At 31.1% G+C, this 11,911-nt stretch carries 14 protein-coding genes and 1 other RNA gene; 3 read left to right on the top strand and 12 right to left on the bottom strand.

All coding sequences use genetic code 11. The features are described 5' to 3' along the window. Positions 1-144: 144 nt before the first annotated feature. From IU405_RS02880 to IU405_RS02850, 7 genes are all read right to left on the bottom strand, one after another. Complete coding sequence (locus IU405_RS02880; protein WP_197437109.1) at positions 145-297, bottom strand: DUF4295 family protein; 153 nt, start codon at positions 295-297, stop codon at positions 145-147. Positions 298-348: 51 nt separating this feature from the next. After that, positions 349-531, bottom strand: coding sequence for a 50S ribosomal protein L33 (gene rpmG, locus IU405_RS02875; protein WP_197437108.1), 183 nt, complete (start codon positions 529-531; stop codon positions 349-351). A 100-nt stretch (positions 532-631) separates the two neighbouring features. Beyond that, on the bottom strand, positions 632-871 hold the full coding sequence (gene rpmB, locus IU405_RS02870) for a 50S ribosomal protein L28 (RefSeq protein WP_197437107.1): 240 nt from the start codon (positions 869-871) through the stop codon (positions 632-634). Positions 872-958: 87 nt separating this feature from the next. Continuing rightward, positions 959-2,200: a competence/damage-inducible protein A gene (locus IU405_RS02865; protein WP_197437106.1), complete on the bottom strand. Its 1,242-nt coding sequence runs from the start codon at positions 2,198-2,200 to the stop codon at positions 959-961. A gap of 106 nt (positions 2,201-2,306) precedes the next feature. After that, positions 2,307-2,915: a fumarylacetoacetate hydrolase family protein gene (locus IU405_RS02860; RefSeq protein ID WP_197437105.1), complete on the bottom strand. Its 609-nt coding sequence runs from the start codon at positions 2,913-2,915 to the stop codon at positions 2,307-2,309. A 45-nt stretch (positions 2,916-2,960) separates the two neighbouring features. Continuing rightward, entirely contained in the window at positions 2,961-3,830 is an 870-nt protein-coding gene (gene purU, locus IU405_RS02855) for a formyltetrahydrofolate deformylase (protein ID WP_197437104.1), read from the bottom strand. Positions 3,831-4,008: 178 nt separating this feature from the next. Further along, on the bottom strand, positions 4,009-4,848 hold the full coding sequence (locus tag IU405_RS02850) for a 1,4-dihydroxy-2-naphthoyl-CoA synthase (protein ID WP_197437103.1): 840 nt from the start codon (positions 4,846-4,848) through the stop codon (positions 4,009-4,011). A gap of 68 nt (positions 4,849-4,916) precedes the next feature. Here IU405_RS02850 and IU405_RS02845 point away from each other — a divergent pair, with 68 nt between their 5' ends. After that, positions 4,917-6,074, top strand: a complete 1,158-nt coding sequence (locus IU405_RS02845) for an alpha/beta hydrolase-fold protein (RefSeq protein ID WP_197437102.1) — start codon at positions 4,917-4,919, stop codon at positions 6,072-6,074. A 68-nt stretch (positions 6,075-6,142) separates the two neighbouring features. Here the strand turns inward: IU405_RS02845 and IU405_RS02840 are convergent, their stop codons facing one another. The 3 genes from IU405_RS02840 to fsa form a co-directional block, all read right to left on the bottom strand. Further along, positions 6,143-6,559: a DNA-binding protein gene (locus IU405_RS02840; RefSeq protein WP_197437101.1), complete on the bottom strand. Its 417-nt coding sequence runs from the start codon at positions 6,557-6,559 to the stop codon at positions 6,143-6,145. Further along, a complete protein-coding gene (gene menD / locus IU405_RS02835; RefSeq protein ID WP_197437100.1) occupies positions 6,559-8,217 on the bottom strand; it encodes a 2-succinyl-5-enolpyruvyl-6-hydroxy-3-cyclohexene-1-carboxylic-acid synthase in 1,659 nt (552 codons plus the stop codon). The genes IU405_RS02840 and menD overlap by 1 nt, the downstream gene beginning before the upstream one ends. A gap of 102 nt (positions 8,218-8,319) precedes the next feature. Beyond that, the gene (fsa, locus tag IU405_RS02830; protein WP_197437099.1) at positions 8,320-8,973 is read right to left on the bottom strand and encodes a fructose-6-phosphate aldolase; all 654 of its coding nucleotides are present in this window, start codon (positions 8,971-8,973) and stop codon (positions 8,320-8,322) included. A gap of 92 nt (positions 8,974-9,065) precedes the next feature. On the opposite strand from fsa, the gene IU405_RS02825 reads away from it, so the two are divergent. Then, positions 9,066-10,094 carry a hypothetical protein gene (locus tag IU405_RS02825; RefSeq protein ID WP_197437098.1) on the top strand — a complete coding sequence of 343 codons (1,029 nt, stop codon included), beginning with the start codon at positions 9,066-9,068 and terminating at the stop codon, positions 10,092-10,094. 1 nt (position 10,095) lies between these two features. Here IU405_RS02825 and IU405_RS02820 read toward each other — a convergent pair whose 3' ends face one another. Together IU405_RS02820 and ffs are read right to left on the bottom strand one after the other, a co-directional pair. Then, positions 10,096-10,938: an SDR family oxidoreductase gene (locus IU405_RS02820; RefSeq protein WP_262894629.1), complete on the bottom strand. Its 843-nt coding sequence runs from the start codon at positions 10,936-10,938 to the stop codon at positions 10,096-10,098. 120 nt (positions 10,939-11,058) lie between these two features. After that, an RNA gene (gene ffs / locus IU405_RS02815) (signal recognition particle sRNA small type) lies at positions 11,059-11,157 on the bottom strand. 172 nt (positions 11,158-11,329) lie between these two features. On the opposite strand from ffs, the gene IU405_RS02810 reads away from it, so the two are divergent. Continuing rightward, a complete protein-coding gene (locus IU405_RS02810) occupies positions 11,330-11,851 on the top strand; it encodes a DUF4199 domain-containing protein (protein WP_197437097.1) in 522 nt (173 codons plus the stop codon). The last annotated feature ends 60 nt before the right edge of the window (positions 11,852-11,911 follow it).

Genomic DNA, 11,911 nt, shown 5'->3' with positions numbered 1-11,911 from the left:
ATTTTTAAATAAAAACTTGATTCATTTGATTGGTTTTTAAACTTAAAAACCGTCAATGAATCCTCAAAAATACACAATTAAAATCCATAAAAAAAGCTACTTTCTGAAATAGAAAGTAGCTTCATAAATTTTATAAGAATGTTTTTATTTTTTAGATAAAAACTTATCTACATCAGCAGGATCCATAACCGCTTCAACAAAAGTATATGCTCCTGATTTTGGAGATTTTACCATTTTGATTGCTTTGCTTAATCTTTTGGATGCTGTTTGTAACGATGCAACTGTTTTTTTTGCCATTTTGTGTCTTTTTTAATCTATGTGCTCTATGCTGAGTTCTAGACGAATTAATTATTTAATTTCTTTGTGAACAGTCACTTTTTTCAAGATAGGATTGAATTTTTTAATTTCCATTCTATCTGGAGTGTTCTTTTTGTTTTTGGTTGTAACGTATCTAGAAGTACCTGGTTGTCCAGAAGTTTTGTGCTCTGTACATTCTAAAATAACTTGAACTCTGTTTCCTTTTTTTGCCATCTCTATTCGAGTTTAAAAAGTTTAAAAGTTTAAAGGTTTAAAAGTTTAAAGGTTTTGCAACTATAAACTGTAACTGTAAACTAAAAACTGCTGCTAATATTTATTTTGTTAAAAATCCGTTTGCTCTAGCGTCCTTAATAACTGCAGAAATTCCTTTCTTGTTGATGTTTTTCAAAGCAGAAGCAGATATTTTCAACGTAATCCATTTATCTTCTTCTGGAATGTAAAAACGCTTCGTCATTAAATTAGCGTCAAACTTTCTTTTTGTTCTATTCATAGCGTGAGAAACATTGTTCCCAACCATTGCTTTTTTCCCTGTTAATTCACAAACTCTAGACATCTTCTTGACAGTTTTTAAGTATTATCTCTAAACGAGGTGCAAATTTACATATAAATCTAATTCTGAACAAAATAATTTTACAAAATTTTAAAATAATTCTTTTCTTAAAATTTCTAGGGATTTACTGACTGTTCTATTGATGACTTTTTCTCTTGGTTCTCCGAAATTAAATTCCTCTACAATCTCTTTTTCATCCGAAACTAGGGCAATAAAAACCAAACCAACACTCTTATCATTATGATCGATTGTTGGTCCTGCATTTCCAGTAACTGCGATTGCATAGTTTGTTTTGAATTTTTCTCTGGCATTTGTTGCCATTTCTAAAGCAACTTCTTTGCTAACCACTGTATTTTTCTGAATAGTTTCTGGCAAAACTCCTAATAAATTTATTTTGGTTTCAGCTGAATAGGTTACAAAACTCCCTTTATAATAAGCAGATGAACCTGCAATAGATACTAAAGTCGCTGCAATTTTTCCTCCTGTCAAACTTTCAGCAGTGCAAATGGTTTTTCCATTTTTGATTAATAAATCTCCAATGGTTTTTTCTAAAGAACTTTCATCATCCAAACCTGTAATGATATCAGGAATTAATTGATAAATTTCTTCGATTTTAGTTGTAAGCTCATTTTCAAGTTGTTCTTTATTTTCGCCTTTTGCAGACAATCTCAAACGAACTCTTCCAAAAGATGGTAGATAAGCAAGCTTGATATGTGATGGCAAATTGTTTTCAAAATCTTCAATAATTTCAGCAATCGTGCTTTCTCCTTGACCATAGGTCATGATGGTTTTATGCAGAATAAAAGACAATTTGAATTGCTTTTGAATTCTTGGCAACACTTCTGTGATCATTAATCCTTTCATTTCATAAGGCACACCAGGTAAGGAAATAAAAACGGTATTTTTTTCAAAAAACCACATTCCAGGAGCTGTTCCAAAATGATTCATTAACAAAGTTGCTTTTGAGGGCAATTGCGCTTGATAACGTTGAATTTCTTTAAAAGGATGATTGATTTTAGCAAACAATTTTTGGATATGCTCAATGACTTCTGGGTATTCAATAAACTCAGTGTTGTTAAAAAATTGAGCAATTGTTTTTTTTGTAATATCGTCTTTTGTTGGGCCTAAACCTCCTGTAATAATAACAATATCAACTCTTTCTTGCGCTTCTTTTAACGCATTTAAAATGTGTTGCTGATCATCCTGGATTGACGTAATTTGATAAACAGAAACACCTACCTTATTCAATTCTTGACTTATAAATTGCGAATTGGTATCTACTATTTGACCTATGAGAATTTCATCGCCAATTGTTATGATTTCTGCTTTCATCTTTTTAAAAAATTTAAGGGTTTCTTATCTAAGGGTTTCAAGTTCAATAAGTTATTGCTAAGCTATTGTATTGCTTTATGGTTACATTGTAACATTGCTACATTAACTATTTTACCTTTATTTGAAAAGCTTCTCTTCCTTCCAAAACACCTTTCAAAACATCATTTTCAGAAACTTTTCCAACACCTTCTGGAGTTCCAGTAAAAATAATATCTCCTTTTTTCAAGGTAAAATATTGAGAAACATAGGCTATCAATTCATCTATTTTCCACAACATTGCGTTTGAATTTCCATCTTGAACTAGTTCGTTATTTTTATATAATTGGAATGTTATTTTTTCTAAATCAAATTGTTCTTTTGGATAAAATTCTCCAATTATTGCGCTACCGTCAAATGCTTTTGCTTTTTCCCAAGGCAGGCCTTTTGCTTTGCATTCATCCTGAACGTCTCTTGCTGTAAAATCAATTCCTAAACCTATTTCGTCATAATATTTATGAGCGAATTTTGCATCAATAAATTTACCTACTTTATTGATTTTTACTAAAATCTCTACTTCATAGTGAACATCATTGGAAAATGGCGGAATAAAAAATGGATTGTTTTTTGGTAAGATTGCAGAATCTGGCTTTAAAAAAACAACGGGACTTGTTGGTTTTTCATTCGCTAATTCTTCAATATGTTTTGCGTAATTGCGCCCAATACAGATTATCTTCATGAACTTTATAAACTAAAAACTAAACACTAAAAACCAAAAACTTCTTTATTCTCCTGTTTCAGGAAAAACAATCGCTCTATTTCCTGATACAATTATTTGATGATTCAAATGGTTATTTACAGCTCTTGCCAACACCAATTTTTCGATATCTGCTCCAATTTTTTTCAAGGTTGTTGGCGTACTTTCGTGCGTAACAGGTTTTACATCTTGCTCAATAATTGGACCTTCATCCAAATCTTCTGTGGCATAATGCGCTGTTGCTCCAATCAACTTTACGCCTCTTTCATAAGCTCGCAAATACGGATTTGCACCCTGAAATGCGGGTAAAAAAGAATGATGAATATTGATGATTTTTTCAGGATATGTATTGATAAAATCCGCAGACAATATTTGCATATACCTTGCCAAGATAATTAAATCAATCTGATGTTTATTAAGCAATTGAATGAGCTGAGTTTCTTGCAACAATTTGTCATTTTTATCCACAGGCAAATAGTAAAAAGGGACTTGAAACATTTCCGCAACAGGCCTCAACTTTTCATGATTACTGATAATCATTTTCACGGTACAATTCAAATTTCCTTCTTTGTATCGTTCTAATAAATCATACAAATTATGGCTTGTATGAGAAACCAAAATGGCAACTTGCTGTTTTTTGTCTCCATAATGAACTGACCATTTGAATTTCAATGGAGTTGCCAATTCTAAAAAATTAGTTTCTAATTCTTTTTTTGACAAAATAGTACCCTCTGCATTCAAACGAATTCTCATGAAATAGGTGTTTTCAATCGAATTTACATATTGCTGACAACTCAAAATATTGAAGCCTTTTTCGAAAAAGAAACTAGTGATTTTTGCCACCAATCCTTTTTGATCTGGACACTGAATTAAAAAAGTAACGATTTGTGATTTCATAAAAAGCCCATCCTAACCTTCCGAAAGGGAAGGAACTACAAACTGGGTAATTTATAGTTTTCAGTTATTACACTTTATTCTATCTTGATTGAATTTAAAAATCAACCTCAATTTTTATACATACTTTTGATTTTATCCATGCTACAATTCCTTCCCTTTGGGAAGGTTAGGATGGGCATTATGGTATCCACTTTTTTGGAAAGTTTGGTTTTCTTTTTTCCAAAAAAGCATCTCTTCCTTCTTTTGCTTCATCTGTCATGTATGCTAAACGTGTTGCTTCGCCCGCAAAAACTTGCTGACCAACCATGCCATCATCTGTCAAATTCATTGCAAATTTGAGCATTTTTATAGATGTTGGACTTTTTGCTAAAATTTCTTGCGCCCATTCATAAGCCGTATTTTCCAATTCATCATGAGGAATTACTGCGTTTACCATTCCCATGTCAAAAGCTTCTTGAGCAGAATAATTTCTTCCTAAAAAGAAAATTTCACGCGCTCTTTTTTGACCCACCATTTTTGCTAAATAGGCTGAACCATAACCTCCATCAAAAGAAGTGACATCAGCATCTGTTTGTTTAAAAATAGCATGTTCTTTGGATGCCAATGTTAAATCGCAAACCACATGCAAACTGTGTCCACCTCCAACTGCCCATCCTGGAACAACTGCTATAACTGCTTTTGGCATGAAACGAATCAATCTTTGAACTTCTAAAATATTCAATCTGTGATAACCATCTTCGCCAACATAACCTTGATGACCTCTTGCTTTTTGGTCACCACCTGAACAAAATGAATACACACCATCTTTAGAACTTGGACCTTCAGCAGATAATAAAACGACCCCAATTGAGGTATCTTCACCTGCATCATAAAATGCATCATACAATTCTTTGGTTGTTTTTGGGCGAAAAGCGTTCCTAACATCAGGTCTGTTAAATGCAATTCTAGCAACACCATTGCATTTTTTATACGTAATATCTTCGTATTCTTTTGCAGTTTTCCATTCAGGTTGTATCATAATTTTGTATTTTGTGCGTTGTTTAGATAACAAAAAATCATTGCTTGCAAAAATAAACATTCTTATTCATGTATCAGAAATCACTTTCATTAATATTTATTTTTTTCAGTTTTGTTGGATTTTCTCAAAAAATCATTGAAAAACAACTGGAATCTACTTTTTTAGAAACAACTCGAAATTTGCGAATATACATTCCAGAAGGTTATGAAAAAGATAGTATCAAAAATTTTCCATTAGCGATTGTTTTGGATGAAGAATCAATGTTTGATATTTATGTTGGAAATTCAGTTTTATTCTCAAAAAATGACAAAGCTCCTAGACAAATTATTGTTGGAATTTCAATGGAAAAATCTAAAAATACGGATGTTTCTTTTGATAGAAATACTGGAAAATTAACAACAACTGCAACAAATTTTTATGAATTCATAAGAGATGAAGTGCTGTTTTATATGGAAAGTACCTATAGAACTTCGCCTTTTATTACATTGGTGGGTCATGGATATTCAGCCAATTTAATTACTCATTTTTTACAAGAAGAAAATCCGATTTTCAACGCATATATATGCATCAATACTAGTTTTTCTGATTTTATTGGAACTCAATTGCAATCGTTTAATTGGGCGAAAATCGCAAAGGAAGACTCTGTTTTTTATTATTATTTGAATACTTCTAATACCCTTTCAAGTGCTAAACAAGCGCAAATTGAACAGGTTCAAAAAGGATTATCATCACTAGAAATTAAGAATTTTAAGGTGATTTCTGATGCAATTACAACTTCAAATGCGATTGCTGCAATTGGTGAGGCAATTCCGAGAGCGTTCAGTAATATTTTTGAAATTTATGCTGCAATTTCCGAAGAAGAATTCAATAAAAGTATCAAAGAATTATCTCCTTTAGATGCGATTGCTTATTTGGAAAATAAATATTTAGAGATTGAATTTTTGTTTGGAAGCAGTTTGGGAATCAGAGAAAGAGATATTTATGCCATCGAAAAAATCATTATTGAAAAAGAAAATGGAGATCGTTTGTTAGATTTTGGTAAAATGATTTTAAAAATCTATCCAAGTTCACATTTGGGCGATTATTATATTGGAAAATATTACGAAACTGGAAAAATGTTCAAAAAAGCAATTACGCATTATAAAATAGGTTATGGAAAAATGGATCCTGCAGACCCAAATGCAGATGCTTTTTATGAGAATATTTTACGACTTGGGGGGAATTAAAAATGTTCAAAATTTAAGATTCAATATTCAAAGTTGGCAAAGTCAGAAACTCTTAAACCCTTAAACTTCTATATCAACTCAATTCTGTCGTCTTTTAAAAGAATCAATTTTTGTTTGTACAAATTTCCAATGGCTTTTTTAAATGCTTTTTTACTCATATTTAGATGAAACTTGATGGATTCTGGAGAACTTTTATCCGTCAATAATAAAAAACCTTCTTTGCTATTTTTCAGTTTTGTAAGGATTTTTTCAACATCCAAATCAATGACATTTCTGAAACCTTGAGGTCTTAATGAAACATCAATTTTTCCATCTTCACGAATATTTTTGATGTACCCTGTCACTTCCATTCCTTCTTCAATTTCTGTGAAAATTTCACTTCTAAATAACAATCCTTCAAATTCTTCATCAATCAAAACTATGAAACCTAAAGCAGTTTCTGTTTCAATTACCAATTGTACTTGATCTCCTATTTGCAAATCCATTATTGTATAAATTTAAAATATTGATTTAAAATATCACTGTTTTCATTACTTGGGGTGAAAATTTCCAAAATTTTTGGTTTTTCTGAGGAATTATAAAACAACCTTAAGGATTCTTGAACAGTTTCTGTAGAAAAAGCATTCAAATATTCGAATTCAAACATTTTTGCCAAATGTACTGCTGTCAAGCAATGAGGAGTTTCAAAATAATCCAACACATTCGTACTTTTTGGACCTGGAATGATTTTAAAAATTCCTCCTCCTGAATTATTAATGATGATAATTCTAAAGTTTGATGGAATATTTTTGTTCCATAAAGCATTGCTATCGTAAAAAAAACTCAAATCACCTGTGATAAAAACGGTTTGCTTTTCACTCGCAAAAGCAGCTCCAATTGCAGTACTTGTACTACCATCAATGCCACTTGTTCCTCTGTTGCAAAAAACATTCAGCGTTTTTGAAATCGTAAATAATTGCGCATATCTAATAATGGCACTATTGCTAATTTGCAATTGTGAATTTTCAGGAATACTTGCCAAAACTTGCTCAAAAACCTTAAAATCAGAATGATTTAAAGTTGCTAAATATTCAGCATGTTTTATCCTTTTTTCATCTCTAATTTTCAGCCATTTTGATTGATAATCAGCTGTTTTATGAACAACAAGATTATTGAAATGTGCAAAAAAATTGGTTGGATTGATTTGAATAAACTCTGACAAACAGAAAAAAGTATTGGTTGCCTTTTTCTCATCAATATTCCAATGATGATTGGGAGCATATTTTCGTAAAAATGATTTTATTTTTTTGGAAACAATCATTCCTCCAAAAGTGATCAGAATTTCTGGTCGCAAATCCTCAAACTCCTCATTATTCAATGAAAAAATCAGTTGGTCAATTGAATTTACAGCTTTTTCGTGATGCAAATTGGACGTAGTTTCTGTTAAAATAAGCACACTTTCATCTTCTGCATACACATCCATCAAATGATGTAACTGTTCATCAGGATAATTGACACCTACCACAATCATTTTCTTTGAAGCAGCATTCCAAGTTTTCGATAAAAACTCATAATCAATATGACTATTGTCCAAAGAACTCATAGAAATATGAGGAAAATGAAATGTTTTTAACTCATCAACAACCTCATAAAGTGGCTCATCAAACGGAATATTTACATGCACAGGTCCTTTTTGTGTAATGGCCAATTGCAACGCTTCTCCAAATAATTGAGCATTTTTGGTTTTAAAATGAACACTTTCAACCAAATTTGCTGAAAAAAGCACATGATTTTCAAACACATTTTCTTGACGAATCGTTTGTCCATCACCAATATCAATCAAATGTTTTGGTCTATCAGTGGAAAGTACAATTAGTGGAATATTGCTATAAAAAGCTTCTGCAATTGCTGGATAATAATTCAATAATGCAGATCCAGAAGTGCATAAAATTGCTACTGGTCTTTGAGTTTGTTGTGCAATTCCGAGTGCAAAAAAAGCGGCACAGCGTTCATCAACAACGCTGAGAGTTTTAATTTTTGGATGATTTACAAAACCAATTGTTAAAGGCGCATTTCTAGACCCTGGAGAAATCACAACAGTCTCAATACCAAATTGATAACACCCAGAAATAACTAATTGAGCAAGCTCTTTTTTAGGATACATTTTCTTAAATCTCTTATAAAGATTTAAAAAGTTTACAAGCTATAAATCATTATTTATCAGAAATTTAACTGATAACTAATAACCAACAACTAATAACTTTTTTTAATTCCCTTTTTGATAATCTTTTAAAAATTGCGCTAATCCAATATCAGTTAAAGGATGTTTCAACAATCCTTCAATGGCACTCAAAGGACCCGTCATTACGTCAGCACCAATTTTTGCACAATCAATAATGTGCATTGTGTGACGAACAGAAGCTGCTAAAATTTCAGTTTCAAATCCGTAGTTATCATAAATTGTTCTGATTTCGGCAATTAAATTCAAACCATCTGTTGAAATATCATCCAAACGTCCAATAAAAGGAGAAACATACGTTGCGCCTGCTTTGGCAGCCAACAACGCTTGCCCAGCAGAAAAAACCAACGTTACATTCGTTTTAATTCCTTTTGATGAAAAATATTTACATGCTTTGATACCATCTTTTATCATCGGTAATTTTACCACAATTTGTGGATGTAAAGCAGCTAAAACCTCCCCTTCTTTCACCATTCCATCAAAATCTGTTGCAATAACTTCCGCAGAAACGTCACCATCCACCAATTCGCAAATTGCTTTGTAATGATTGATAATATTTGTTTCACCCGTAATTCCTTCTTTTGCCATTAAAGATGGATTTGTGGTTACACCATCCAAAATTCCTAAAGCCTGAGCTTCTTTGATTTGCGCTAAATTTGCAGTATCTATAAAAAATTTCATCTTATTAAATTGAGTTGTTTGTAAATGTTTTGCAAAGTTACAATTTTACGGAGGAATGTAAATTGGAAAAACATATTTTTGTAAAATAATTTATGAAACATTTCCTATTTTTTAGAACACTTTTTTTAATCATATCCTTTGGAATACTTTTTTCATGTGCGAACAAGAATATTCTTGAAGAAATTGATACTTCAATCAAATGCAATGACAGTAGTTTACAAATTTCAGAAAATGATTCTATAGCAATTTCAAACACCTCAAATCCAATAATTTGGAAAGGATTTTACGATTCAAATTCAGTAGAAATTTACTTCACAAAAAATGTTGGTTCTGATGGAGAAACTGAAACATTTACAACTGTTTTTTCTAAGATTGGAACTTGCTTAAAAATAGAAAGAGCTTATGAATTTTACAACGGAAAACAAGTAGATATTTCTGCTATTACTGAATCTAAAATTATTGATTTTTCAATAAAAAGTTGGGAAATTGACAACCTTCTTCAAGGAAATATAACCTATATAGATTCTCATGACAAGAAAACGTATACAAGAAAATTTTGGGTGAAATTAACTCCAAAAACTATCGAGAATGAACCTTTAAAAAAACTATTTTTTTCAGATTGTTATGGAAGTAAATTGCCTATAAATATTGATGTAAATAAAGATAATAGTTCGGATTTTAGTTTGACTTTCGAAGAAATAAAAGACACTGGAAACAAACCAAATTTCTCATTTTTCAAGATTAAATTAGTATCCACAAATGTGATAACAAATCAAATTTTATCGCCAATTAGAAGCAATAGTCCTTATATCGTAATTTTTGAACCACCTTTTAGTTCAGAAAACACCAAACAATATTTTGATGGCGTAAAAAATGAATTGGATGTTTTTTATGAATTTAAAACCCCTTACGAAAAATACAATTATTTTTTAAGTAATACTTTGACATACCAGGAAATACTATCAAATAATTTAAAAGATTATTTTGTAATTAGTTTAATTATTGACGGAAAAACCTATTTTGGATGGATTCAATTTCAATTAGATACTGCTTCTTGTAAAGTAGAAATTGTAGAAACATTCCTAAACACAATTCCAAATGAAGCTGTTTTTGTAAATTGATTTACAATTTATAATGATTCATCAACAATTTTTGATAAACTTTATCAGGCAAAATTCGTTTTAAGACAATTGAAAATTTCTCCATAAATTTCCCCACTTTATAATGAATTTTTGGGGTTGGATTGTTGATAATTTTATACACTTGCTCAGCCATTGCTAACGGATTCATGCCACTATCAACGTGTGAATTCATCAAATTTAAGTTTTGCTGATACGATTTTTTATACTCAGAATTTTCAAAAACTGGGGTATGATATCTTCCAGCTGCAATATTCGTTGCAAAATCTCCAGGAGCAATAGTCACAACTTTAATCCCAAATTGATGAACTTCCATGTTTGTGGCTTCTGAAATCAATTCCAAAGCACCTTTTGTAGCAGAATACACCCCTCTAAAAGGCAAACCCATATAGCCAGCAATGGAGGTAATATTGATAATCAACCCTGATTTTTGAGCACGCATTGTTGGCAAAACTGCTTTCATCACATCAATAGCACCAAAAAAATTGGTATCAAAAACGCGTCTCATTTCATCTGTTGGAGTATCTTCAATTGGCCCTGTAATTCCCATCCCTGCATTGTTTATCAATACATCAATTTTGCCTTCTTGTTGAATAATTTGTTCAATTGCAATTTGAATAGTATCCTTTTTTAACACATCCAAAGCAATCATTGTAAAAGGTAAAACTTCCGTTTTTTGAGGATTTCTACTTGTCCCATAAACGTTAAATCCTTTTTCTGATAAAAAAACAGCCATCGATTTTCCAATGCCAGAGGAAGCACCAGTAATTAAAACAACTTTTTTTGTTGATGTTGTTTGGTTTTGGGTTTGTGGTTGATGGTTCAAAGTTTTGAATTTTGAGTTATGAGTATACAAAAATCGAAAAAAAAATTAAATAAGGATTATTTATAAATTCGACACTTAAAAGTCCTTTCCTTTGGAAAGGATTTAGGATAGGAAAAGAAAAAATGGCAAGCTATCTACATCACACTGCTACAACCTAATACCTTTGCTGTGTTCCCACCCTGGAGGATTCAAAGGGAGCTAGTTGTGTAGGACTTGCCGCTGCAAATTTACAATCTATTTTTATTTTACCAATTAAAAAAAACCTAAATTTTCTGTAACATTTTTATTAAAAAGTTTACTAACTAGATTAAATTGAGGATTAATATCAAAAACTCAATTATCACTAACTTGAAAATCAATATATTTGTATCACTAACTAAATTTTTAAACAATGGAAAATCAAGTAAACAGTAAAAGTATAATTGTAAATAACGGTATATATCTAGGATTAGTAGGTGTAGTTGTAGCGCTAGTTTTATATGCAATGGGTAAATCCTTGGAATTGCAATGGGTTGGTTCTGTTGTAGGTTTTATTGCAACAATCGCCTTCGTTGTTATGGGTTTAAAATATTATAAATCAAGCAACAGAGGTTTTATGTCTTGGGGACAAGGTGTTAAAATTGGTCTTGGTATTGTTATGGTAAGTGCAGTAATAACTGTAATTTACACATTACTTTTTACATACGTAATTGACCCAGATTTCCAACAACAAGCCATGGAATTTCAGCAACAAAAATGGTTAGATTCAGGAATGACTGAAGAACAAATTAATGCAGCTACTTCTATGTCAGAAAAATTCCAATCACCAGTAATTGTTTCAGCAGTTATTTTAGCGTTTTCTGCTTTTATTGGTTTTGTAATTTCAGCAATTGCTGCTGCAATTATGAAAAAATCTGAAGAAGAAACGTATTAGTTCAAAATTCAGAATTCAAAGTTCAAGGTTTTTTATAACTTTGAAATTTAAACTTTAAAC

Source organism: Polaribacter sp. BAL334 (assembly GCF_015767435.1).
GTDB lineage: Bacteria > Bacteroidota > Bacteroidia > Flavobacteriales > Flavobacteriaceae > Polaribacter.
The sequence above is the reverse complement of the archived record's forward strand: the minus strand, read 5'-3'. Positions and strand labels throughout refer to the sequence as shown.

Bases quoted from the DNA above. Each gene is read 5' to 3' on its own strand.
- fsa (WP_197437099.1), bottom strand. From the start codon at position 8,973: ATGAAATTTTTTATAGATACTGCAAATTTAGCGCAAATCAAAGAAGCT.
- rpmB (WP_197437107.1), bottom strand. From the start codon at position 871: ATGTCTAGAGTTTGTGAATTAACAGGGAAAAAAGCAATGGTTGGGAAC.
- rpmG (WP_197437108.1), bottom strand. From the start codon at position 531: ATGGCAAAAAAAGGAAACAGAGTTCAAGTTATTTTAGAATGTACAGAG.
- IU405_RS02880 (WP_197437109.1), bottom strand. From the start codon at position 297: ATGGCAAAAAAAACAGTTGCATCGTTACAAACAGCATCCAAAAGATTA.
- purU (WP_197437104.1), bottom strand. From the start codon at position 3,830: ATGAAATCACAAATCGTTACTTTTTTAATTCAGTGTCCAGATCAAAAA.
- IU405_RS02865 (WP_197437106.1), bottom strand. From the start codon at position 2,200: ATGAAAGCAGAAATCATAACAATTGGCGATGAAATTCTCATAGGTCAA.
- IU405_RS02840 (WP_197437101.1), bottom strand. From the start codon at position 6,559: ATGGATTTGCAAATAGGAGATCAAGTACAATTGGTAATTGAAACAGAA.
- IU405_RS02810 (WP_197437097.1), top strand. From the start codon at position 11,330: ATGGAAAATCAAGTAAACAGTAAAAGTATAATTGTAAATAACGGTATA.
- menD (WP_197437100.1), bottom strand. From the start codon at position 8,217: ATGTATCCTAAAAAAGAGCTTGCTCAATTAGTTATTTCTGGGTGTTAT.
- IU405_RS02825 (WP_197437098.1), top strand. From the start codon at position 9,066: ATGAAACATTTCCTATTTTTTAGAACACTTTTTTTAATCATATCCTTT.
- IU405_RS02845 (WP_197437102.1), top strand. From the start codon at position 4,917: ATGTATCAGAAATCACTTTCATTAATATTTATTTTTTTCAGTTTTGTT.
- IU405_RS02850 (WP_197437103.1), bottom strand. From the start codon at position 4,848: ATGATACAACCTGAATGGAAAACTGCAAAAGAATACGAAGATATTACG.
- IU405_RS02860 (WP_197437105.1), bottom strand. From the start codon at position 2,915: ATGAAGATAATCTGTATTGGGCGCAATTACGCAAAACATATTGAAGAA.